The organism is Armatimonadota bacterium, from assembly GCA_018268395.1.
Lineage (GTDB): Bacteria > Armatimonadota > Fimbriimonadia > Fimbriimonadales > Fimbriimonadaceae > JAEURO01.
The window spans coordinates 98,842-120,713 of the sequence record JAFDWQ010000008.1 but is presented as its reverse complement, the minus strand read 5'-3'; the positions used below and the strand labels follow the sequence as shown (position 1 = coordinate 120,713).

The 21,872-nt window shown below is 63.8% G+C and carries 23 protein-coding genes; 18 read left to right on the top strand and 5 right to left on the bottom strand.

All coding sequences use genetic code 11. From position 1 onward, the window contains the following. Positions 1–223: 223 nt before the first annotated feature. The 3 genes from JST30_13155 to JST30_13145 all read left to right on the top strand — a co-directional run bounded on the left by JST30_13155 (position 224) and on the right by JST30_13145 (position 1,588). Complete coding sequence (locus JST30_13155) at positions 224–604, top strand: 30S ribosomal protein S12 (GenBank protein MBS1715275.1); 381 nt, start codon at positions 224–226, stop codon at positions 602–604. Positions 605–607: 3 nt separating this feature from the next. Then, a complete protein-coding gene (gene rpsG / locus JST30_13150; protein ID MBS1715274.1) occupies positions 608–1,078 on the top strand; it encodes a 30S ribosomal protein S7 in 471 nt (156 codons plus the stop codon). Between the two features lie 156 nt (positions 1,079–1,234). Then, positions 1,235–1,588: a hypothetical protein gene (locus JST30_13145; GenBank protein MBS1715273.1), complete on the top strand. Its 354-nt coding sequence runs from the start codon at positions 1,235–1,237 to the stop codon at positions 1,586–1,588. A 17-nt stretch (positions 1,589–1,605) separates the two neighbouring features. Here the strand turns inward: JST30_13145 and JST30_13140 are convergent, their stop codons facing one another. Together JST30_13140 and JST30_13135 are read right to left on the bottom strand one after the other, a co-directional pair. Beyond that, the gene (locus JST30_13140; protein MBS1715272.1) at positions 1,606–3,396 is read right to left on the bottom strand and encodes a hypothetical protein; all 1,791 of its coding nucleotides are present in this window, start codon (positions 3,394–3,396) and stop codon (positions 1,606–1,608) included. Positions 3,397–3,484: 88 nt separating this feature from the next. Then, positions 3,485–4,219, bottom strand: a complete 735-nt coding sequence (locus tag JST30_13135) for a PEP-CTERM sorting domain-containing protein (protein MBS1715271.1) — start codon at positions 4,217–4,219, stop codon at positions 3,485–3,487. 238 nt (positions 4,220–4,457) lie between these two features. On the opposite strand from JST30_13135, the gene fusA reads away from it, so the two are divergent. After that, positions 4,458–6,584 carry an elongation factor G gene (gene fusA / locus JST30_13130; GenBank protein ID MBS1715270.1) on the top strand — a complete coding sequence of 709 codons (2,127 nt, stop codon included), beginning with the start codon at positions 4,458–4,460 and terminating at the stop codon, positions 6,582–6,584. Between the two features lie 95 nt (positions 6,585–6,679). Here the strand turns inward: fusA and JST30_13125 are convergent, their stop codons facing one another. Beyond that, entirely contained in the window at positions 6,680–7,207 is a 528-nt protein-coding gene (locus tag JST30_13125) for a hypothetical protein (protein MBS1715269.1), read from the bottom strand. 154 nt (positions 7,208–7,361) lie between these two features. Here JST30_13125 and JST30_13120 point away from each other — a divergent pair, with 154 nt between their 5' ends. Next, positions 7,362–7,754 (top strand): hypothetical protein, encoded by a 393-nt coding sequence (locus JST30_13120; GenBank protein ID MBS1715268.1) that lies wholly within the window; start codon positions 7,362–7,364, stop codon positions 7,752–7,754. A gap of 7 nt (positions 7,755–7,761) precedes the next feature. Here JST30_13120 and JST30_13115 read toward each other — a convergent pair whose 3' ends face one another. Next, positions 7,762–8,223 (bottom strand): prepilin-type N-terminal cleavage/methylation domain-containing protein, encoded by a 462-nt coding sequence (locus JST30_13115; protein MBS1715267.1) that lies wholly within the window; start codon positions 8,221–8,223, stop codon positions 7,762–7,764. 152 nt (positions 8,224–8,375) lie between these two features. On the opposite strand from JST30_13115, the gene JST30_13110 reads away from it, so the two are divergent. Both JST30_13110 and tuf read left to right on the top strand, forming a co-directional pair. Next, entirely contained in the window at positions 8,376–9,512 is a 1,137-nt protein-coding gene (locus JST30_13110) for a hypothetical protein (GenBank protein MBS1715266.1), read from the top strand. Between the two features lie 290 nt (positions 9,513–9,802). Further along, complete coding sequence (gene tuf, locus JST30_13105) at positions 9,803–11,011, top strand: elongation factor Tu (GenBank protein ID MBS1715265.1); 1,209 nt, start codon at positions 9,803–9,805, stop codon at positions 11,009–11,011. A gap of 712 nt (positions 11,012–11,723) precedes the next feature. Here tuf and JST30_13100 read toward each other — a convergent pair. Beyond that, the gene (locus tag JST30_13100) at positions 11,724–13,871 is read right to left on the bottom strand and encodes a hypothetical protein (protein ID MBS1715264.1); all 2,148 of its coding nucleotides are present in this window, start codon (positions 13,869–13,871) and stop codon (positions 11,724–11,726) included. A gap of 206 nt (positions 13,872–14,077) precedes the next feature. On the opposite strand from JST30_13100, the gene rpsJ reads away from it, so the two are divergent. The 11 genes from rpsJ to rplP all read left to right on the top strand — a co-directional run bounded on the left by rpsJ (position 14,078) and on the right by rplP (position 21,863). Further along, positions 14,078–14,392 (top strand): 30S ribosomal protein S10, encoded by a 315-nt coding sequence (gene rpsJ, locus JST30_13095; protein ID MBS1715263.1) that lies wholly within the window; start codon positions 14,078–14,080, stop codon positions 14,390–14,392. A gap of 138 nt (positions 14,393–14,530) precedes the next feature. Next, on the top strand, positions 14,531–15,556 hold the full coding sequence (locus JST30_13090; GenBank protein ID MBS1715262.1) for a hypothetical protein: 1,026 nt from the start codon (positions 14,531–14,533) through the stop codon (positions 15,554–15,556). 64 nt (positions 15,557–15,620) lie between these two features. Further along, on the top strand, positions 15,621–16,808 hold the full coding sequence (locus JST30_13085) for a sorbosone dehydrogenase family protein (GenBank protein MBS1715261.1): 1,188 nt from the start codon (positions 15,621–15,623) through the stop codon (positions 16,806–16,808). A 245-nt stretch (positions 16,809–17,053) separates the two neighbouring features. Further along, the gene (gene rplC, locus JST30_13080; GenBank protein MBS1715260.1) at positions 17,054–17,680 is read left to right on the top strand and encodes a 50S ribosomal protein L3; all 627 of its coding nucleotides are present in this window, start codon (positions 17,054–17,056) and stop codon (positions 17,678–17,680) included. Positions 17,681–17,683: 3 nt separating this feature from the next. Beyond that, positions 17,684–18,367, top strand: a complete 684-nt coding sequence (gene rplD / locus JST30_13075; protein MBS1715259.1) for a 50S ribosomal protein L4 — start codon at positions 17,684–17,686, stop codon at positions 18,365–18,367. Continuing rightward, complete coding sequence (rplW, locus tag JST30_13070) at positions 18,364–18,711, top strand: 50S ribosomal protein L23 (protein MBS1715258.1); 348 nt, start codon at positions 18,364–18,366, stop codon at positions 18,709–18,711. Before rplD ends, rplW begins: the two co-directional genes overlap by 4 nt. A 3-nt stretch (positions 18,712–18,714) precedes the next feature. Beyond that, positions 18,715–19,554 carry a 50S ribosomal protein L2 gene (rplB, locus tag JST30_13065; protein ID MBS1715257.1) on the top strand — a complete coding sequence of 280 codons (840 nt, stop codon included), beginning with the start codon at positions 18,715–18,717 and terminating at the stop codon, positions 19,552–19,554. 11 nt (positions 19,555–19,565) lie between these two features. After that, positions 19,566–19,853 carry a 30S ribosomal protein S19 gene (rpsS, locus tag JST30_13060; protein MBS1715256.1) on the top strand — a complete coding sequence of 96 codons (288 nt, stop codon included), beginning with the start codon at positions 19,566–19,568 and terminating at the stop codon, positions 19,851–19,853. A 123-nt stretch (positions 19,854–19,976) separates the two neighbouring features. Next, positions 19,977–20,561: a 50S ribosomal protein L22 gene (gene rplV / locus JST30_13055; protein ID MBS1715255.1), complete on the top strand. Its 585-nt coding sequence runs from the start codon at positions 19,977–19,979 to the stop codon at positions 20,559–20,561. Continuing rightward, positions 20,561–21,358 carry a 30S ribosomal protein S3 gene (gene rpsC, locus JST30_13050; protein MBS1715254.1) on the top strand — a complete coding sequence of 266 codons (798 nt, stop codon included), beginning with the start codon at positions 20,561–20,563 and terminating at the stop codon, positions 21,356–21,358. Before rplV ends, rpsC begins: the two co-directional genes overlap by 1 nt. Continuing rightward, entirely contained in the window at positions 21,345–21,863 is a 519-nt protein-coding gene (gene rplP, locus JST30_13045) for a 50S ribosomal protein L16 (protein ID MBS1715253.1), read from the top strand. Before rpsC ends, rplP begins: the two co-directional genes overlap by 14 nt. The last annotated feature ends 9 nt before the right edge of the window (positions 21,864–21,872 follow it).

The following is a 21,872-nucleotide window of genomic DNA, read 5'->3' as shown; positions in this document are numbered from 1 at the left end:
GCTGCTAGGTCCCGGCCCTTGACGCTGAGACACTGGGCGGTGCATAATTCCATTTCCGGACGGCGCGAGCCTGTCCGGACTCAGCGAGGTGCAGCTTCGGCAGCGCGGACGTCACGACGAAAAAAACGAGACACCGTACCGACCGAGGCCCCTGCGCGAAAAGCCAGGGGTTTTTCGTTTCAGACGGAAGACCTGTGAGGAAAGGACCAGATTTGAGGAACGCATGCCGACGGTGAACCAGCTCGTCCGGAAAGGACGAAGCCCCATTCGAGTCAAGTCGAAGTCGCCCGCGCTGAAGAACAACCCGTTCAAGCGCGGCGTCTGTACGGTCGTCAGGACCGTCACCCCGAAGAAGCCGAACTCGGCGCTTCGCAAGGTGGCCCGCGTCCGCTTGACCAACGGGATCGAGGTCACCGCCTACATTCCGGGCGTCGGCCACAACCTCCAAGAGCACTCGGTCGTGCTCGTGAGGGGCGGACGCGTCAAAGACCTCCCTGGCGTGCGCTACCACATCGTCCGCGGCACCCAGCAGACGGCAGGCGTCAACAACCGCCAGCAGAGCCGCAGTAAGTACGGCGCGAAGAGGCCGAAAAAGGCGAGCTAACCTATGCCACGAAAAGGAGCAGTCCCACCCCGCGTCATCCTTCCGGACCCTGTCTACGGTTCGGAACTCTTGCAGAGGTTCATCAACCGCCTCATGCTGGACGGCAAGAAATCGAAATCCGAGCGCATCGTCTACGGAGCGCTGAAGATCGCGTCCGAAAAATGTGAGGCAGAGCCTCTCGACGTTTTCGATAAGGCGATCGCTAACGTCATGCCGACGATGGAAGTCCGGCCGCGACGCGTCGGTGGCCAGAACTACCAGGTCCCGATGGAAGTCCGCCCGGTCCGTCGGCGCACCCTGGCCCTGCGCTGGATGGTCGGTAACTCTCGGAAGCGAAGCGGCAAGAGCATGACCGACAAACTCGCCGGCGAGTTCATCGACGCTTTCAACAACACCGGTCCCTCCGTCAAGAAGAAAGAAGACACGCACCGCATGGCCGACGCCAACAAGGCGTTCGCGCACTACCGGTTCTAGACCGACGCACGGCACGGATCCTCGAAGGGCCGTCCCGCCAGAACCGGCGGGGCGGCCTCTTTCGTCCGTCACGAACCTGGTGACGATACTGTGACGCTCCGGTCGCTAAAGTCCACACGGCCGAGACGCTCTGCGCCCGGTCGAAGTAGGACAACAATGAACTGGAAACTCTTTCGTAGCGGCGCTCTCGTCGCCGCCGTGGCGGCCCTCGCGCTCGGCCTGACCGCACCCGTCCAGGCCCAGGGGGGCGGCGCGGACTTCACGCGCGTGGTGGGGTCCCAAGTCGTCAACGGCCACTGGCTCGTCAAGCTCGATGACGGCAAGCGCACGTTCATCGGGGACTTCACGGACACCGTGGTCAAGCGGTTCGAACACGGCGCATGGGTGGTATTGACCCGACAGCAGGCCCGTGACGCGATCGTGCCGGGAGCCAAGATCGCGGTGAAGCTCGGACAACCCGAAGGCAACGGGATCATCGCCATCCTGATCGGCCTCCTCGTCGGAAAATAGCCCGCTGCCCGGGCGCCTTACGGACGGGGCGGCTCGGAAGCATGGTGCTCCAGCCTGGCCAAGACCAATTTGGCCAGGCCCGCCAACCCCTTCGCCCCGGCCCATTCCGGATCGGGGTCCGTGTCCGGACACGCCGACAGGACACGGTCGACGAACGCTTGTTCGATCGGTGAGCGAAAGTGACCCGACTCGCCACGGAGTCGTTCCGACCACTGCGACAACGCCACCGCGCGGGCCCTGTCGCCCCAGACCGACAGTGACGCGGCCGTGTACTCGAATCCGATCTCCAATTGTCGGCGGCTCTTCCGCCTGAGACAAAGGACGATGGCGTTCTGAAGTTCCGATGCAGCTTCGGCTTTGCGACCGAGATTCGCCTGGACGTAGCCCGACAGAGGGTCGAGAAACGTCGCGAGTTCGTCCGACTCTGGCCCGCTAAGGCTGCGTGCGCGAAGGATCCATGCTTCGGCTTCGCTCGGCAGGCCGTCGTGCGCCAAGACCGAAGCGACGTTGACGGCGATGGTGGCCATCGGTTGCCTGACCGAATCCGATCCTTCCGCTTTCAATCCCTCGAACGCTTCGCGGTAGGCCTCGAGCGCCTCTTTCGTCAGGCCTTTGTGCCAATGGACCGAAGCTCGTTGGGCCAAGGCCCGCCAGACACGTACGGGGTCTCCGAGCCGCCGTGCCGAGTCGAGGGCGCTCTCCGCATGGGTCAAGGCCCTGTCCCAATCCCCGGCCAAGATCCTATCGAAGGCGAGGACGGCGTGCGTCCCAAGGAGCCGGGACACGTCGTTGTCGTTCTCCAGGATCCAAGCGCCGTGCTCTTGGACGGCCCTGCTGTCGAACAAGAGGCCGTGGGCACGGAGGGCGGCGATCCGGACGCCCACGTGCTCCGGAAGGCCTCTCGTCGACGAGATCAGACGCTCGATCAGGTCCACGGCCCTGGACGGCTCCCGTTCTATTTCAGTGCCGCACGAACGGTGGGCGAGGAACCGAGCGGCGGCCGCGGGATCTTCGTCCAGCATGCGCGCGAACGTCCTCTGGACGAAGTCCGCTTCGACCAGGCTCAGGATCCGACCCGATTCCGGCTGGATCCGGGACAACCTCGCTTCCTTTGCGGCAGCGTCGATGTCGGCCCAATGCGGACCCTTCAGGTTCGATTTCTCGCGTTCCTGGAAAAACCTGCGCGCCGCTTCTGGCCCGCGACCGAGGGCGGCGAGCGCTTGGAACCAGAGCCGCCATGCTTCTGAGGAGTACGGATCGGCGTCCAGCGCTTTCCCCGCCCATGTCGCCGCGGCTTCCAGGTCGTTCGTCCGCACCGCGATGCCGCACCGTTGCAGGCAAGCCTCGACATGGATTTGGCCCCACCTGGTCCTCGCCGCGACCACCCACTCGTCGTCCCATTCGGGCAACAGACAGGACGAAGTCGTTTCTGCGAGGACCGTCGACCAAAGCACTCGCTCTTCGTCCGAGAACGCCCGTTTGGCCGCCTTTTCGGCCTCTAAGGCCTTGGCGACGTCCGACGAAAGCGTGCTCGGGTCGACGGCGAACGAGCGGTGGTCGGCCACGATCCCCGAAACGGGACCTAACGCCTTGCGGAGCCCGACGAGGCCGGTGCGTAGGCGGTTGCCCGAGACGTCGAAGTCGCAGTCCGGCCAGAGGTCGGCCGCGACGGTCCGCCGGGAAACCGGGCTTCCTCCAGCCAGACAGACGCGGGCCAAGATGCGGCTCTCCGTCCGGCCCTTGAGTTCGACGGGACGACCGCCGACGGTCACACGGAACCCTCCGAAGAGCTGGACGTGCACGGTCATCGGCCGCCAGATCATACATCCCCCCTAACGGAAGCAGGGCCCCGGTCTTTCCGGAGCCACTGGCTTCCTCTCCTCTCCGGGCGCAAACCTAGGTAGCGCGTGCCCGCCGCCTACGGGCCATGACCCCGCCTCCGACAAGCACGGCCAGAGCCGACGGTTCTGGAACGGTCTGTACGGACCAACTCAGGGCATCGTTCGCGTCGTAGCCGAGCCCCGTACCGGCCCCGAGCCCGACGTAAGCGTCGACCGAGCCTACGGCGCTCACAAGGTCGAAGTTCGACCCGATGACGGGTGTCCCGTCGAGGGAGACCCTCCAATCGTGGCTCGCTGCGTCATAGGAGACCACCGCCGTCCACGGATCGGTGCGGTGGAGGCCGCTAAAGGCGACCTGGTCGAAGGACACCAGGTTTCCGGACGGATCCACGGCGATGATCTGGACGGAGTTCCAGAACGACTGGAAGTTGACCACGACGGACCCCCAAAGACCGCCCATCGCGTTGTCGCCGCCGCCGTTGCCCATTTCGGTCGTCCCGACCGCCTGGATGCCGAACGCCATGCCGTCGGCCGGAGCCTCGCCCGTGCCGTCGCAACGGAACTGGAACGTGGTCGAAAACCCGTTGCCGACCCCTTGGAGGTCGGTCTGCCACATGTTTCCGGCCTGGTCGCCGATCCCGTCGTCGGTCATCCGGACCACGTTGCCGAACTGGTGGGCCGTACCGTTCAGTTGCAACCCCGAAGTGTCTGAAAAGTCGGAGTAGCCGAAATCGGCCGACGCCGTGAGGGCCGTACCGGCCGTAAGCAGAAGTGTCGTCAACGCCCGCATCGATGTACCATGCGACGGAACCCGCTAGTAGAACGCTAGCCGTGGACGCTCGTGGCCCGGAACCGGCATGTTTCCGGGGCCGACGGTCCCTTCAGTCGCGCCGGGTTCGCGCTTAGGTGGGCCGGAGCCGGCCTAATAGGTCTCGGGCCTGCCGGATATAATCTAGGGTGTCGCGGGTGGTCTTCACCACTCGCGTCGTCTTGTCGGACCCCTTCCAACCCTCAAACCTGGACCTGCAATGCCTCGAAGCCATCCCATCGAACTCATCCGTAACATCGGCATCGCCGCGCACATCGACGCGGGTAAGACGACGACGACGGAGCGCATCCTCTATTACACGGGCAAGACCCATAAGTTGGGCGAGGTCCACGAAGGTGCGGCGACCATGGACTGGATGGAGCAGGAGCAGGAGCGCGGCATCACGATCACGTCCGCCGCGACGAGCTGTTTCTGGCGGGGAAGCGCCCAGGACAAGCCCGAACATAAGATCAACATCATCGACACGCCCGGCCACGTCGACTTTACGGTCGAGGTCGAGCGTTCGCTCCGCGTCCTGGACGGCCTCGTCGCGGTCTACTGCGCGGTCGGCGGCGTCCAGCCCCAGTCGGAGACCGTGTGGCGCCAGGCGAACAAGTACGGCGTCCCGCGCATCGCGTACATCAACAAGATGGACCGCCTTGGTGCGGACTTTTTCCAAGTCGTCGGGCGTATGAGGGAGCGCCTGGGCGCCAATGCCGCTCCGATCATGATCCCGATCGGGGCCGAAAGCGAATTCAAGGGCTACATCGACGTCCTGACGATGAAGGCTACGGTCTATACGTCGGACGACGGCAAACAGTTCGAAGTCCGCGACATCCCCACCGACCTCGTGAACGTCGCTGCGGAGTACCGCGAGAAGTTGATCGAGTCGATCTCCGACTTCGACGACAGCATCATGGAGCGCTTCCTCGAGGGCGAAGAGATCCCTCTCCAGGACCTCAAGAAGGCCTTGCGCGCCGGCACGATCGCCGGAAGCGTCGTCCCCGTCCTGTGCGGTTCGAGCTTTAAGAACAAAGGCGTGCAAGCGCTGTGCGACGCGGTCATCGACTATCTGCCGTCCCCGATCGATATCGGTGCGGTGAAAGGTCTCGACCCGAACAGCGAGACGGACGTCGAACGCAGCCCAAGCGACTCCGACCCGTTCAGCGCTCTCGCGTTCAAGATCCAGAGCGACAAGTTCGTCGGCCGACTGACGTACGTCCGGGTCTACAGCGGCATTCTGAAGAAGGGAAGCCAGGTCACGGTCTGTTACCGTGACCCGCAGACGAACGACCTCCGGACCCGGAACGAGCGCGTCGGCCGCATCCTAGAGATGCACGCCAATAAGCGCGAGGACACGGACGAGGTGTACGCGGGCGAGATCGTCGGCGTCATCGGCCTGAACGACGTCAAAACCGGCCAGACGGTCTGCGACACCTCGAAACCGCTGACCCTGGAAAGCATCAAATTCCCCGAGCCCGTCATCCAGATCGCGATCGAACCTAAGAGCCGCGCCGACCAGGAAAAACTGGGCAGCAGCCTGATGCGTCTTGCCGAAGAAGACCCGACGTTCCGCGTCCAGACCGACGCTGAAAGCGGCCAGACGATCATCAGCGGCATGGGCGAACTGCACCTCGAGATCATCGTCGACCGCCTCAACCGGGAGTTCGGTGTCCAGGCCAACCAGGGCAAACCCCAGGTCGCTTATCGCGAGACCGTCCGCAGCAAGTCGAAGGCCGAGGGCCGCTTCGTCAGGCAGACGGGCGGTTCGGGCCAATACGGCGTCTGTATCCTCGAGATCGAGCCGCTCGAAGTCGGCAAGGGTTTCGTCTTCGAGAACAAGCTGGTCGGCGGATCGATCCCTAAGGAGTACGTTCCGGCCATCGAAAAGGGCGTCCGTGAGGCGATGCTGAGCGGCGTCATCGCAGGCTATCCGGTCGTCGACGTGAAGATCAGCGTCGTGGACGGCAGCTACCACGAAGTCGACTCGAACGAAAACGCGTTCAAGCAGGCCGGCATCTTGGGCTTCAGGGAGTGCATGAAGAAGGCGACCCCGGTGCTGAAGGAGCCGATCATGCACGTCGAGGTCACGACTCCCGAACAGAACACGGGCGACGTCATCGGTGACCTCAACGGTCGGCGCGGACGGATCGAAAAGATGGACGCCGCCCCCGGTGGCGTGACCATCATTTCGGCCCATGTCCCGCTCAGCGAGATGTTCGGTTATGTCACGACCCTCCGGTCGTTGACTCAAGGCCGTGCGACCCCGAACGTGACGCCGTCGCACTACGAAGAAGTGCCGACGAACATCGCGAACGAGATCATCGCCAAGTCCCAGGGCAGCTGACGCGGACACGATCGACCCCCTCCCCCGCCAAGGCCGGAACAGGCCCAAAGCGGACTGGAAGGGGGTCGCTTCGTCCGGCGCGGGCGCCGGGTCGCCTAAAGGACTTCGGTCAACGGCACGCCGAGTCGCGACGAGACGACTTCGGCGAAGAGCCGGCTCATCTGTTCTTGCTCACCGATGGTCAGGGCCGCTTCGGCCTGGTCGAACGGGTACATCCAGTCGGGAAGCGGCCCCGAATTGTCCCACGCCCCTTCGCCCCGGAACTGGAACAGAAGGAGGGACTCTCCTGAGACCAACCTCAGCCCGACTTCGTAGACGTCACTTTCCTGGCGACTGTTGAACGGTACGAAGTCCCCGGCCCGATTGAGATCGACGTACCCGTACTCGACCGCCGCGATCTGCGGGAATGTGAGGACGCGGCCGTAACGGATCAACCAGAGCCTTCTGTCCCTGATGCGGACGCAGTGCGCCTTGAGGTCGATCATGACGGTCCTGGCGCTTCCTCCCAGCGTCAGGGCACCGAGGATGACGGGCGAGCGCGCGACGATCACATCGCCGACCTTCCTGACCCGTGGCAGTGTCCAACCCGTCCGGACGAACGCCCAGTCTACGACTGCGGACACGGCCCGGATCAGAATGTCGCCCACGTTCCAGAGATTACGCCCTGGCAGGGAAACGACGTTGCGTCGAACCGGGTCAAGCGTTCCCCATGAGCGGAAGGCCATTTTCGCGACCGGTCCGAGCGGGAAGGTCCGTCGCCCGTGCAAGATAGACGGGATGGGACTGAACGAAAAGAGGAAGATCAAAGAGCTACAGGAGGAGGTCCTTCCCGGCCGGGTCAAGGAGATCGAGGAGATCTGTGGCGCCGCTGTTCCTTATGAAGTCGACTGGTCGACGTTGGAAGACGATCTGGAGGGCCTCAATTTTCTCGACAACCTGTCCTGTCACCGGCTCAACATGGCTTTGCGCACGATCTGCACCGACGATATGGGCAAGGAAGCGGTTCGGGACAGCTTGAAGGTCGTCCGACTCTCCAACGTCAAGGACCGGTCGGACATGGCTATGACCTTTGAAGGCGGAGTCTTGGACATGCGGTGCGCCTATGCGCTTAGGACGGAAGGCATGTTCAGCGACGGCCAGATCCGTGAATGCCTGATGGCCAAGCTCTAGACCCGGCTCACCAAGTGTTGTAAGCCGTGCCGTCGAGCCCGTTTCCAGCAGCGGACGACGTGACCTTGCCCACATTGGGCAGCGTGGCTCCGTAGGTGAACGACGCCCCTGAGACGGGATCCGAGGGGACCTCGTACAAATAAGGGCCGCGATAGTTGGCACTGGTGATGGCCCGGAACGCCCCCGTCCGGTCTTTCCCGTTGGCCGGGGCGCCCGCGCCCGTCAGGTCCGCCAAGGTGGACGGATAGTAGCCCGTATCGGAATAGAAGCTCAGGACGGCGTTTCGGACGAGCTTCAGGTTGGCCCGAAGGCTCGCCTCCTTGGCACGCTCGCCAGAGTCCATGAACCGCGGGACCGCGATCGCGGCCAAGACGGCCAGGACGATGATCACGATCAAGAGTTCGACCAGGGTGAACCCGCGATCCCCCCTGTCCAGTGATCGGAGCGTCCGACCCACGGTAAGTATCATTGGCCGTTCATTCGAATTCTATTGAGCGATTCTTGATAATTCCTTCGAATGTGACCAGAAACTCCACAGTGACGGCCTTGTGACGGTCTCGTGACGGTGGGCCCGCTACAGTGCTCCCGTCGGGCCAGGAGCTAGGCCCGCGTAGAGGGACCATGACGACACGAACTTTGATCCTTACCGCGCTTTGCGCATCCGCCATGACCGCGTCCGCCCAGGTCAAGATGGTCGGACGGTTGTCCGTGCACGATTACTCTTACGTGTACGGCGGCGGCCCGTTCGTCTGGCAAGGCCACCCGATCGAGCAGCGGGAGGACCTGAACACGGACGACAGCATGCTCGCACACTACGCGGACGCTCAGTCCGGTAGTTGGGCCGGCCTTTCCTTCAGCGCCAGCGTCAGCATCGACATGCTTCAGACCTATGTCATCGGAGGGGACCTCGACGACGCCCGCCGGATCCTCTGGACCGGGTTGGTCGATTCTTCGAGCAGCGCCGGCGGCGACATCGGCTCGGCCCAGATCCAGGGCTACAACAACCTGACGTTGGACTTCGATCTGGTGAACCCGGTCCACTACCGCCTCAGCGGCAAGGTCCTCGACACGAACGGCCAAGCCCTGAACAACCTGGTCTCGATCCAGACTTTTGACGGGATCGTCTGGCAGAACACGTTCCTGACGTGGTTCGTCGGCAACGGCTTCGGTCCGTTCGAAGCCTCAGGCGCCCTGATGCCGGGGTCGCACCGCGTCAACGGGTTCCTCGGCAACCGCTCGTTCGCGACGGCAACGGCCAACTCCAACGGTGATTTCGACCTTCAGTTTTCTCAGACCGTGACGCCCGAGACCGTGACCGTGAAGCGCGGCAAGGCGTCGGGAGGCGGCCTCCAGGAACTTCGCGGCGAAGACGACGCCGCGTTCCGGGTCTGCAAGTTCCTTGTCCCGAACTCGCAGGTCGCCCCGGTCGAGGTCGAACTCGTCGGTCTGAAAGGCGGGGTCGAAGCGACGGAGGTCACGTTCTACCTTCGGTCCAAGATGGCCGCGGGCGGGCAGTTCCAGCAGAAGATCGAGATGTTCGATTACAGCCTCGGCGCCTACAGCACCACGGCGACGCGCACGGACGTCATCTCGACCACCTATGCGCGGAGATCGGTCACGGTCGCCCAGGACGCGGCTCACTTCCTCAGCCCGGCGGGCGAGCTCAAGGCCCGTTACTCGGTCAAGCAGACCGGTCCGAGCGCCGTCACCCTCTGGTGCGTCGACGCCGACGCGGCGTCCTGGTCGGTCTGGGACTGACCGTCGTAACGTCGCTGCGGCTTGGGGCCGAAGGGGCGCGGGAGGGCCGAAAGGCTCGTTCCGCGCCCCCTTTTCGTCCCTGCGCCACAGGCCGGGGCGGGAACGCCCTTCGTTGGCCCTAGACGTCCTTGACGTTGAAGCCGAAATCTGCCAATATTCCGACCTACGCGCGGCGTTCGACCGGTGTCGGCGCCGTCGTGCACTTCGAATCCGGCCTTGGCTCAATGTGACCTTGGTGGCTCTGCCTCGCGCGGAAAAAACCGGAAGAGAGAGAAACAGGACTAGATCAAATGGCACGAGCTAAATTCGAAAGGACGAAGCCGCACGTCAACATTGGCACCATCGGCCACGTTGACCATGGCAAGACGACCCTCACCGCCGCCATCACGGGCGTGCTGGAGAAGAAGGGCCTGGCCCAGGCACGGAAGTACGACGAGATCGACTCCGCTCCGGAAGAGAAGGCCCGCGGTATCACGATCAACATTTCGCACCAGGAGTACGAGACGGAGAAGCGGCACTACGCTCACGTCGACTGTCCTGGCCACGCCGACTTCATCAAGAACATGATCACGGGCGCCGCCCAGATGGACGGCGCGATCCTGGTCGTGGCCGGCACGGACGGCCCGATGCAGCAGACCCGCGAGCACATCCTCCTCGCCCGTCAGGTCGGTGTCCCTTACATCGTCGTCTACATCAACAAGACCGACCAGGTCGACGACGCCGAGCTCATCGAGCTCGTCGAGATGGAAGTCCGCGAGCTGTTGAGCGCCTATGGTTTCGACGGTGACAAGACCCCGATCATCAAGGGCTCGGCCCGCAAGGCTCTGGACCAGGTCGAATCCGGCACGGTCGACTTCGGCGACCAGCACGTCTCGTCGATCATGAACCTCATGGCCGCCGTCGACGACTACATCCCGACGCCTGAGCGCGAGACCGACAAGCCGTTCTTGATGGCCGTCGAAGACGTCTTCACGATCACGGGCCGCGGTACGGTCGCCACGGGCCGCGTCGAGCGCGGCACGTTGAACGTCAACACCGAAGTCGAGATCGTGGGTATCCACGACACCCGTAAGACGGTCTGCACCGGGATCGAAATGTTCCGCAAGCTGCTCGACTCGGCCACGGCCGGCGACAACTGCGGCCTGCTCCTTCGCGGTATCGACCGCAAGGACATCGAGCGGGGCATGGTCATCTGCAAGCCGGGTTCGATCAAGCCGCACACGAAGTTCGACTCCGAGGTCTACGTCCTTTCGAAGGAAGAAGGCGGACGCCACACCCCGTTCACCACGGGTTACCGGCCTCAGTTCTACTTCCGCACGACGGACGTCACGGGAACCCTCCACCTCCCGGACGGCGTGGCCATGGTCATGCCGGGCGAGAACATCAAGATGACGGTCGAGCTCATCGCTCCGATCGCCATGGAGCAGGGCTCTAAGTTCGCGATCCGCGAAGGCGGCCGAACGGTCGGCGCCGGAACGATCACGAAGGTCTACGAGTAAGCCGAGACCTTAGGGTCGAGACAAGACGTCCAGGCCATCGGCCTGGACGTTCTCTTTTTTGTTCAGAGAGATCAAGGAGTCCGGGACGTGTCGATCGAAGGGTAGACGTGTCATCCTGGCTATGGCGTGTCGAGAAGAGCATGGGTCTGCGACAGGTGCGGCGAGACGGTCCGGTCTGACCGCTGTCCTTACTGTGCGAACACAAGGGTCTCCTCGTACGACGATTCGGGTCTGAACGACCTGACATTGATCGACGTTCCACGTTCGTGGTTCCGGCCCCTTTCGGTCATGTGGCGCTTGGCATCGGTCCCTGTTTCGAGCGTCGCGAAAGTCGTCGCGACGGTCTTCGTGAAGGCCGCTTCAAAGAGATCGTGCGGTCGACAACGATTCAGGGATCGAGGCGGGTAGGGCGCGCCAGGCTAAGTCGAGCACACGCCGATATACGCCTGATCCGATGAACAGGCCAGCGGAAAATGGAGCGCGGACGTTTGTCCGCTGGACCCCGGGCTTCAGCCCGGGAACTCGCGAACCGGATCTCCACCCCCAACCCCCTCCTCATGTTCGCGCACGAACCATCGCTGCACACGAGGAGGGGGCTCCGGATCCAGAGCCGTCTTCATGGCTCCTATTTGGACCTTTCTCCCGTCCTACGCGACGTTGAAGACTCCTGCCTCGACTTTTGGCCGTTCCCTCTGGAAGCCGCGCTATGCCTTCAGGGGCCCACCTTCCGGGCCGTTCGCGACGGCTTATGGAACAGCGCCTTCTCCCGTGGCTGGCCGTAGAGTTCCGGATTCAAGTACGTCCCGGCTTCGAGCGCGGGCTTTTCGGTCTCGACCTTAGCCCCGTACTTCTGCATCCATCGGTCGTTCCGCACAGCCTTCACTTCCCAGCTCACTTCGATGTTCGGCGCGCTCGTCATGACCAAGAAGCGGTTGCCCTTGACCCTCCTCGCGACCTTCACCTGGACGAAGCCTGGCCCCTCGGAATCGTCGACGACGGTCAACTGGTACCGGGGGTTCTTGTTGATCTGTTCGAAGTAGTCCGGCAACTGCACCCACGCTTTGCCTTGGGTGTCCGTGCGGACGGTGCCGTTGTAGACGTTCTGCGGTTCGGGCCCTTCTGCGCAGTAGTGCATCAGATACTTGTGGGCGGGATCCGACGGGTGGTCGATCCGGAACGACTTCGTCCCGCTGCAACCCAGGTTCCCGATGCCCCATACGCCATATCCTTGCCCGGTATAGACCTCGCCAACGACGCCGTAGCTGCTCCAACCGTCGACTTCGGCGACGCCGTGTACGCCCAACCCGTACGGGGCGGCGGCGGTGAAGTATCCCCCTTCCGTCGGGCCGCTGCCACCATTGTTGTCGGCTAGCGCCATGCCCTCGACCGCTGTGCCCTGGTCGGCGCTCGTCGCAAAGACGGCGCCTGAGGCCTGCCCGGTCGTGTTTTTCGCCCAGGCCGAGATCGCGCCGCCGTCGATCCCGCTGCTTTCGACGGAGAACGCGGGCTTTGTGCCGTTGACCGCGCTGTTGGACACTTTCAGTGCGATGCCGTTGACGCTGGTCGCTTCGAACAGGCCACCGATCGGCGAACCCGTTCCGGCAGCAGCGAGCCCGTAGACCGCCACGCCCGTCGGGCTCATCGTCTTGCCATAGACGCCGTAGGTCGTGCCGGACGTCGCCGTCGCCTGTCCGTAGACCCCGATCCCGGAGGAACTGGAACTGGAGCCGAAGACACCGTAAGTCGCGCCTGTCGCCGAGCTTGCGAGTCCATAGACGCCCTTGCCTCCGGAGCTCGCGTTGAGGCCGTGGACGCCGTTGGACGCTCCCGATGTCGCCGTCGCGAGTCCGTAGACCCCTGTGCCCGATGCGCTCGCGCTCTGACCTTGCACGCCGAACGTCGCTCCGGTGGTCGCCGAAGCCAGGCCAAGAACGCCTTTCCCAGACGTGCTCGCCGATTTCCCGTATAGGCCGAAACTGGCTCCCGTCGTCGCCGTCGCCTCGCCCAGGACGCCAATGCCGGTCGGGCTGACCACGGTGCCGTAAACGCCCAAGGTGGAGCCGCTCGTCGCCGTCGCGGCACCATAGACGCCGCGCCCGGACGTGCTCGCGTTCTTGCCGGACAAACCGAACGTGACCCCGGTCGTTGCGACGGCTTCTCCGTGGACTCCGGTCCCCGACGTGCTCGCCGTCGCCCCGAAGACTCCGTACGTCGTACCGGAGGTCGCCAAGGCGTTGCCATAGACGCCCCGGCCCGAGGTGCTCTTCGCTTGACCGGCCACGCCGTAGGCGTTCCCGGTCGTCGCGTCCGCGTTGCCGAAGACGGCCCAACCCCCCGTGCTGACCGTTTGCCCTCGCACACCGAACGTCTGGCCGGTCGTAGCCAGGGAGTTCCCGAAGACGGCGATACCGGCCGGGCTCGCCGATTGGCCGTGGACCCCATAGTTCGCACCGCTTGTGGCGAGGGAAAGGCCGAGGATCCCGATGCCTGTCGTACTGGCCGTTTGCCCGACCGTGCCGTAGGCTTGGCCCGTCGTGGCCGTGGACTTACCGATGACCGCCACGCCCGTGGTGCTCGCGTTCTGACCATAGACACCGAACGACTGCCCGCTGGTCGCCAAAGCCTCCGAGAACACTCCCCGGCCCGTCGGGCTCTTCGTGCTGAAGTGACCGCCGTAGACGACGCCACTGGCGGCAGGGTTGAGGGCCTCGACTTCGCCAGACTTGGCCTTGCCGCTGATGTTGGTGTGTCCCGTTTGTTGGGTCCCAGGAGTCGTCGGTTGAAGGTCGACGCTGCCCGCAAGAGGAAGGGCGACGGCACCTGTCGCGCCCAAGGTCAGGAGAAGGGGGTGGATTTTCATACGGCACCGTGACCGACGTGGCACCATTGTAGTGCCTGAAACGTCGTGTCGCCGTCGGTCTGGTGCATAGACGGCCGACGGCCTTCACGAACTCTCTCCTCACTTACCGACCCAGCCGCCTGTGTCCGTTCTGCCATAATGGTCGGGCCGCGAGGTTGGGAAGTTGCCGGATGGCCGCTTCTGGAATTCGCGGAGGAACACCACTTATGGCAGCAGCCCCCACCATCCGCATCCGCATCCGCGCCTACGACCACAGGATCCTCGACCAAAGCGCCGAGAAGATCACCGATTCGGCCAAGCGCACAGGCGCCCGCATCAGCGGCCCGATCCCCCTTCCCACCCGCATCCGCAAGTTCTGCGTCATCCGCGCCGCCCACATCGACAAGGAGTCGATGGAGCACTTCGAACTGCGGACGCACAACCGGCTCATCGATATCAAAGAGCCGACGAACAAGACCATTGACGCCCTGATGAGGCTCGACTTGCCGAGCGGCGTCGACATCGAGATCAAGACCGTCTGAGGCGGATCCGCTTCGCCGTGCGGCCCGGGCCAGTGCTCGGGCCGTCGTGCTTTTCGGGCCGTTTCTTGACACTCTCACCGGTTTGGTGTATGATGTTGGTTGAACGATCAACTCACACATGGTCGGTGGGATAGGACGATGCTGAACCTCCTCGCGCTCGCAACCCTCTTGGAAGCCAAGACGGAACTGGCCATCAAGGGCCTGGACCCGATCGAACTACAACAAGGACGCGAGGTCCAAGGGGACCCGCGGTTCTCGGTGAAGTACCTGAGGCACGAATACCGCTTTGCTTCGTCAGCCCGTTTGAAGCAGTTCCAGAAGGATCCCGTGGCTTACGCGGCCCAGAACGGAGGGGCGTGCGGGAAGATGGGAGCCTTGACCGGGAAGGGAAGTCCAGACAGGTTCGCGGTCGTCAACGGCAAACTGTTCTTTTTCGCGTCTGACGGCTGTCGGACGACCTTCATGGCCTCGAAGGACAAGTATTTCGCCTCCGTGGGACGTCGTCCGGCCGTCCGAGCGGTAGACAAAGAAGCGGCTTCGTCGGTCTTTTCTAAAGCCCTCAAGGCCCACGGCGGCCGTTCGTTACGGGCCCTAAAAGGCCTTTTCTGGACGTTGGAGACGCCCTATAAGGAGGACGGTCTAGACAAGGTTTGGAAGACCAACTGGTCGTTCCTGGCGAAAGACAGGTACGCCCACTGGGAGGAATGGGACAAAGGGCGTCTGTTCTTCGTGGTCAACGGAAAGAAGGCTGCCGAGGGCAAGCCAGGGGAGGTCTACGGAGTCCATCCGGGCGAGCTCAGGGCTTTGGACGCGATGTTCACGAGGCACCCCGTCGGAATCTTGTTGGGGAACGGCGCAGGGGTGTTGACACCCTTGAAAGCCGGTAAAGGCTGGACGATGGCCAAAGGAGACATCGTTTTCGACGTGACGCTCGATGACGAAACGTCTAGGATCCGGTCCATCTCCTACCATGACAGGGCGGCCGGGCCCGTCGCGGACGTCGTCGTCGAGTACTCGGACTATGTCCAGGTCGAAGGGGCCTGGTTGCCGACGGTCAGCCGTTCGAAGGTGGACGACGGCGAGTGGTCGGCGCCACGGCGCATCACGTACAGGGCCAATGCAGGTGTCCCGCAGGTCTTTCACGACGCGGGCGCCGGCTTCTAAGAGAACTCTGATACGAACAGGCTCCCGGTGCAGCCGGGAGCCTGCCGTCGTCTCTCAGGTTAAGATGGCGCTCTGGCTCGGTCTTTGGCTCGCCCAAGAACCATGGACGCCCAAGACGACGTTCATCGACCCCGCCCGTTTACCGAAGCCGTACGTTTCCCGGTCGGTCGATCAGCCGCCGCTCGTCACGTGGCCGCGGGACGCGTCCCATTTGCACGGTCCGCCCGGGTTCCAGGTCACCTCTTTCGCGAACGGTCTGAAGAGTCCGAGGTGGCTGTTGGCCCTTCCGAACGGGGACGTGCTCGTGACCGAATGCTATCAGGGCCGGATCGTCCTGATGCGCGATACGGACCATGGCGGGAAGGCGGACGTGAAACTCCCGTTCCTCGAGGGCCTGGACCTTCCGTTCGGAATGGCGCTGCAAGGGGAATGGCTTTACGTGGCCGAGACCGACAAGGTCGTCCGGTACCCGTTCCGGGCAGGCGACGACCGACCGACGGGCCCAGGCGAGACCGTCGTCTCGGGACTTCCGGCCAGGGGTTACAAGCAACATTGGACCCGCAACATCCTTTTCGAGCCGGACGGCGAGCACTTCCTCCTGACCGTCGGCTCGGAGACGGACAAGTCCCCGGAGAAGCCGCCACGGGGCACGGTCATGCGGTTTTCGGCTGACGGCCGGAACCGGGAGGTATGGGCAGACGGGCTCCGCAATCCGGTCGGTCTCGCCTACCGGCCCGGCACCGACGAGGTCTGGCTGAGCGCGGTCGAACGGGACTTCATGGGGGACGACCTCGTGCCGGAGTTCGTCACACGGGTCCGAAAGGGCGACTTCTACGGGTGGCCCTGGTACTTCACGGGCCGACACCGTGACCCGCGCGTGCCGCTGCCTCGGACCAAACTTCCGGAACCGAAGGTGCCGGAAGTCCTCCTGACGGCGCACTCCGTGCCGCTCGGGATCGCGTTCTACGACGGTCCGATGTTCCCCGAACCGTACAGGGGCGACCTGTTCGTAGCGACCCGTGGCTCAAGGAACCGTCGCATCATGAGCGGCTACGAGATCGTCCGGATCAAGTTCCACGACGGCATTGCGGACCGGCGGGTCGAGACGTTTCTCGAGGGATGGTGCCCGGACCGGACGAAACAACGGGTGTACGGTCGCCCGGTCGGTCTTGCGGTCTGGACGGACGGGTCCCTCTTGATCGCGGACGAGGGAGCGGGGCGGGTCTGGCGCGTGAGCTACTCGGAACCTTAAGGCCCTAACCTCTCGCAAGCTCCTCGTGGTATAGTCTCGTCCGCTCGGAAAGCGAGCCTGAAGTCACGGCTTCGAGGCCCTTTGCGCGGCGACCCTGGGTTCAGGGCGACGCCGTTTGCGCAAGGAAGCCGCGGGAAGCTGAAACGAAGGACCAGTCTGAGAACGGTGCCCACAGGGGACCGTCGCGATCTGCCGCGCTTGCGGCGGGTGCGCGCCGGCCGTCAGGGTGCCCAACGGAGGAAAGTTTGCTACCAGGGATCCTAGGTACGAAAGTCGGGATGACCCACGTCTTCGATGACGAGGGACGGTTTATCCCGGTCACGGTCATCGAGGCCGGGCCGGTCTACGTCACTCAGGTCCGGACGCCTGACAAGGACGGTTACAGTGCCGTCCAGGTCGGCTACGGCGACCAGAGCGAGAAGCAGATGAACTGGCCGAAGTACGGCCACCTGAAGAAAGCAGGCCTGAACAAGAACCTGCGCTTCATTCGCGAGTTCCGCGTCGACAAGGTCGACGGCTTCGAAGCCGGACAAGAGATCACCGCCGACATTTTCAGCGCCGGCGAAAAGATCACGGTCACGGGGACGAGCAAGGGCCGAGGTTTCGCAGGCGGCGTCAAACGGCACCACTTCAAGGGCCAGCACATGACCCACGGCTACATGACCCACAGGCGTCCGCTCTCGAGCGGTGCGACGGGCCCGCAGCGGGTCTTCAAGGGTACGAAGAAGCCGGGCCACATGGGCGACGAACGCGTGACGCAGAAGGGCCTGAAGGTGGTGAGCGTCGACAACGAGCGCAACCTGATCCTGGTGAGCGGAAGCGTCCCCGGTGCGAACGGCACCCTGGTCACGATCAACAAGGAGGCGAAGTAAGCCATGGCCGACTTTCTCGACACTTTGAAAGGGCTGAACGTCAGCCCCAACCTGCTCCACCGCGTCGTGGTGGCGGAAGAGGCCAACGCCCGGCAAGGCACGCAAAGCGCGAAGACGCGCAGCGAGGTCCGTGGCGGCGGCAAAAAGCCGTACAAGCAGAAAAAGACGGGCAACGCCCGGCAAGGCACGATCCGCGCGCCGCACTATGCGCACGGCGGTATGGCCCTCGCGGTCAAGCCGCGCGACTACACGAAGAAGGTGAACCGCAAAGAGAGGCGGTTGGCCCTTCTCGGCGCCCTCGCTGACAAGGCCTCGTCAGGCGACCTGGTCGTGGTCGACAAGATCGCGTTCGCGTCGCCGAAGACCAAGGACGCGGCGGCTTTGATCGCCAAGAGCGGCTTGGCCGGTGCCAAGCGGATCCTTGTCGTCCTCGCCGACCACGACGAAGCCACCATCAAGAGCTTCCAGAACATCGAAGGCGTCGAAGTCCGGACGGCCCCCCGCAAAGACGGCCGTGGAGCGGCGTTCAGCACCCGCGACCTGCTGGTCGCGCACAAGGTGTTGATGGCGAAGGACGCTCTCGCGACGGTGGAAGCGACGTACTCGGCTTCCGAGTCTGAGGCTCCGGCGCCGAAGAAGGCCGCGCCGAAGACCGCCAAAAAGACGGCTAAGGAGGACAAAGCGTGAAAGACCCCCACAGCATCGTGATCCGTCCGCACGTCACCGAAAAGACCGTGGCCCTGAGCTACGGCGACCCGAGGATCAAGGACGACCAGAAGCTTCAGCGCAAGTACACGTTCATCGTGGCGCCGGACAGCAACAAGATCGAGATCAAGAAAGCGGTCGAAGACATGTACAACGCGGGCAAACGCGACAAGGACGAAAAGATCGTCGTCGAAAGCGTCCGCACGATCAAGGTCCACGGCAAGTCGCGCCGGGTCGGCCAAAGGAGCAAGGGCAAGCGTCCTGACTTCAAGAAGGCGATTGTGACGCTGGCCAGAGGACAGATGCTCGAGGACTACGGGATTTAAGCCATGCCAGTCAAAAAAGCCAAGCCGACTTCTCCAGGGCGACGCCACCTCATCGCGTCGACCTATTCCGAAGTCACGAAGAAGAAGCCCGAGAAGTCGCTGACGACCTCGTTGAACAAGTCCGGTGGCCGGAACCATACGGGCCGGATCACGTCGTTCAACAGGGGCGGCGGCAACAAGCGGCGGTACCGCATCATCGACTTTAGGCGCGACAAGGACGGCATGGACGCGACCGTGACCGCGATCGAATACGATCCGAACCGCACGTGCCGCATCGCCCTCGTCGAATACGCCGACGGAGAGAAGCGCTACATCCTCGCCCCGAAGAACCTGCCCGTCGGCAACACGGTCCGGAGCGGCGAAGGCGCAGACATCCTGCCTGGCAACTGCCTCGCGCTGAAGAACATTCCGCTCGGTACGTTGGTCCACAACATCGAGCTCCAACCGGGACGCGGCGGCCAGATGGTCCGCAGCGCCGGCGGCGCGGCACAGGTGATGGCCAAGGAAGGGAACTACGTGACTTTACGGCTTCCGAGCGGCGAGATGCGCATGGTCCATGCGGAGTGCCGCGCGACCGTGGGCGAAGTCGGGAACGCCGAGCACGAGAACGAACAGCTCGGTAAGGCCGGCAAGAACCGGGGCCTCGGCCGCAAGCCGCACGTCCGCGGCGTCGTCAAGAGTCCGCGCGACCACCCTCACGGCGGCGGTGAAGCGAAGTCGCCCGTCGGCCGTAAGAAGGGCCCCGTCGACCGCTGGGGCAACAAGGCCCTCGGTCGTAGGACGCGCAAGAACAAGCGCACGGACAAGTTCATCGTCCGCCGGCGCCAAGACGTGAAGAAGTGATCTGAGGAACTATGGCGAGAAGTCTCAAGAAAGGCTATTTCATCGACGACCACCTCTACAAGAAGGTGATGGCGATGAACGAGGCCGGAGAAAAGAAACTGATCAAGACGTGGTCGCGCCGATCGACCGTGATCCCCGAGATGATCGGGCACACGATCGCCGTCCACAACGGCAACAAGCACCTTCCCGTGTTCGTGACCGAGAACATGATCGGCCACAAGCTCGGAGAGTTCGCTCCTACGCGGACCTACCGGGGCCACGACGGGTCGATCCCGGAGCGGGGTGTGCGAGTCAAGTGAGTCCCTGGGGGCCGGGCCGGGAGAAGGTACAATCCGCCTCCTTGCGCAGCCCCGACCAGGCGCTTCCGGACACGTCCGGTACGCCGTCCTGACAGGGTTTTGGATCCTGAGAACTGAGACGAAATGGAAGTACGAGCAGTCGCAAAATACTTGAGGGTGCAGCCCCGTAAGGTGCGGATCGTCGCGGACGAGGTCCGTGGCAGTTCGGCCGTACGGACGGCCGAGGTGTTGCGCTTCCACCCGAGCAAAGGCGCCTTCTATCTGCGCAAGGTGTTGATCAGCGCGATGGCGAACGCGCAGGAGAACCTCAACATCTCCCCCGAGAACCTCAGGATCGCCACCGTGATGGTGGACGAGGGGCCGAAGATGAAGCGCATCACCGCCCGCTCGATGGGCCGGGCGAACCGCATTTTGAAGAAGACCAGCCACATCACCGTCGTCGTCGAGGAGTACGAACCGGCGGGCAAGGTCAAGCCGCACGGCACGAAATCGAAGGCGCGTCCGAAGTTCGAGGCCCCGAAGAAGGCCAAGGGCGCCAAGAAGGAAGCCGTGGCCGAAGAGACGGTGGCCGAACCCGTGACCGAAGAGACGGTGGAGACCGGAGCGGTCGAGCCGGAAGCGGTCGCCGAAGCCCCCGTGGCCGAGGAAACGGCGGCGGAAACGCCTGGGGCCGAGGCCCCCGTGGCGAAAGAGGAGGAGCAGGCGTAATGGGACAGAAGATCCATCCGGTCGGTTTCCGGCTCGGCGTCATCCGTGGCCACGACAGCCACTGGTTCGTCCACAAGAAGGAATACCGGCACACCCTGGCGAGCGATCAGAAGATCCGTGCCTACCTCCGCGAAAAGCTGGGTAAGGGCATCGTCAGCCGAGTCGAGATCGAACGGGCCGCGACCCGTGTCAAGGTCACGGTCTTCACGAGCCGGCCCGGAGCCGTCATCGGCCGAGGCGGCAAGGGCATCGACGAGATCAGCAACGAGCTGAACCGCAGGCTGCGACGGGAGGACCCGACGAGCCAGGTCCAGGTGAACGTCGCCGAGGTCCGCCAGCCGGAACTTGACGCGCAACTCGTCGCCGAGAACATCGCGATCCAGCTTGAAAAGCGTATCAGCCACCGGCGCGCCATGCGCCAGTCGATGACGCGGGCCCAGCGCATGAACGCGCGAGGCATGAAGGTCATCGTCAGCGGCCGTCTGAACGGCGCCGAAATCGCCCGCGTCGAACAGGACAAGTTCGGAAAAGTGCCCCTGCACACGCTCCGGGCCGACATCGACTACGGTTACGCGATCGCCTACACGATCTATGGCACCGTCGGTGTGCGGGTCTGGATCTACAAGGGCGAAGTCCTCCCCGAGCGGCAGCTTATGGCCGCGATCGCGGCCGAAGCCGCGAGCGAGATGCGACGGCCGCGCCGTGGCGGCCGTGACGGACGAGAGGGTGGCGGGGACTTCCAGCCGCGCTCCGACGAGACCACGGGTCCGGAGGTGAAAGCCGATGTTAATGCCTAAGCGGACGAAGTACCGCAAGCAGTTCCGAGGCCGTATGTGCGGCCGTGCCAAAGGCGGCGCCGAGCTGAGTTTCGGCGAGTACGCGATCGTCGCGGACGACTGCGGGTGGATCACCGCCCGGCAGATCGAAGCCGCCCGTATCGCGATGACCCGCCACATCAAGCGCGGCGGCCAGGTCTGGATCCGGATCTTCCCGGACAAGCCTTACACCAAGAAGCCGCTCGAACAGCGCATGGGCAAAGGTAAGGCGGGCGTCGAAGGTTGGGTGGCCGTCGTAAAACCGGGTCGCGTGATGTTCGAAATGACGGGCCCCGCGCCCGAAGTCGCCAAGGAAGCCATGAGGCTCGCCCAGCACAAACTGCCGATCCGCACGAAGTTCGTCGTGAAGGAAGGCTTCGTATGGGTGCCGCCCGCCAAGGGCACGAAGGGCGACCACGGTGCCGCTGCGGGCGAGGACGCCCCCGAGTCGACGGAAACGGCCGCCGTGGCCGAGGTCCAGGAGTAACGATCCCGA

Coding starts and splice junctions, on each gene's coding strand:
- JST30_13155 (MBS1715275.1), top strand. CDS start 224: ATGCCGACGGTGAACCAGCTCGTCCGGAAAGGACGAAGCCCCATTCGA.
- rpsG (MBS1715274.1), top strand. CDS start 608: ATGCCACGAAAAGGAGCAGTCCCACCCCGCGTCATCCTTCCGGACCCT.
- JST30_13145 (MBS1715273.1), top strand. CDS start 1,235: ATGAACTGGAAACTCTTTCGTAGCGGCGCTCTCGTCGCCGCCGTGGCG.
- JST30_13140 (MBS1715272.1), bottom strand. CDS start 3,396: ATGACCGTGCACGTCCAGCTCTTCGGAGGGTTCCGTGTGACCGTCGGC.
- JST30_13135 (MBS1715271.1), bottom strand. CDS start 4,219: ATGCGGGCGTTGACGACACTTCTGCTTACGGCCGGTACGGCCCTCACG.
- fusA (MBS1715270.1), top strand. CDS start 4,458: ATGCCTCGAAGCCATCCCATCGAACTCATCCGTAACATCGGCATCGCC.
- JST30_13120 (MBS1715268.1), top strand. CDS start 7,362: ATGGGACTGAACGAAAAGAGGAAGATCAAAGAGCTACAGGAGGAGGTC.
- JST30_13115 (MBS1715267.1), bottom strand. CDS start 8,223: ATGATACTTACCGTGGGTCGGACGCTCCGATCACTGGACAGGGGGGAT.
- JST30_13110 (MBS1715266.1), top strand. CDS start 8,376: ATGACGACACGAACTTTGATCCTTACCGCGCTTTGCGCATCCGCCATG.
- tuf (MBS1715265.1), top strand. CDS start 9,803: ATGGCACGAGCTAAATTCGAAAGGACGAAGCCGCACGTCAACATTGGC.
- JST30_13100 (MBS1715264.1), bottom strand. CDS start 13,871: ATGAAAATCCACCCCCTTCTCCTGACCTTGGGCGCGACAGGTGCCGTC.
- rpsJ (MBS1715263.1), top strand. CDS start 14,078: ATGGCAGCAGCCCCCACCATCCGCATCCGCATCCGCGCCTACGACCAC.
- JST30_13090 (MBS1715262.1), top strand. CDS start 14,531: ATGCTGAACCTCCTCGCGCTCGCAACCCTCTTGGAAGCCAAGACGGAA.
- JST30_13085 (MBS1715261.1), top strand. CDS start 15,621: ATGGCGCTCTGGCTCGGTCTTTGGCTCGCCCAAGAACCATGGACGCCC.
- rplD (MBS1715259.1), top strand. CDS start 17,684: ATGGCCGACTTTCTCGACACTTTGAAAGGGCTGAACGTCAGCCCCAAC.
- rplB (MBS1715257.1), top strand. CDS start 18,715: ATGCCAGTCAAAAAAGCCAAGCCGACTTCTCCAGGGCGACGCCACCTC.
- rpsS (MBS1715256.1), top strand. CDS start 19,566: ATGGCGAGAAGTCTCAAGAAAGGCTATTTCATCGACGACCACCTCTAC.
- rplV (MBS1715255.1), top strand. CDS start 19,977: ATGGAAGTACGAGCAGTCGCAAAATACTTGAGGGTGCAGCCCCGTAAG.
- rpsC (MBS1715254.1), top strand. CDS start 20,561: ATGGGACAGAAGATCCATCCGGTCGGTTTCCGGCTCGGCGTCATCCGT.
- rplP (MBS1715253.1), top strand. CDS start 21,345: ATGTTAATGCCTAAGCGGACGAAGTACCGCAAGCAGTTCCGAGGCCGT.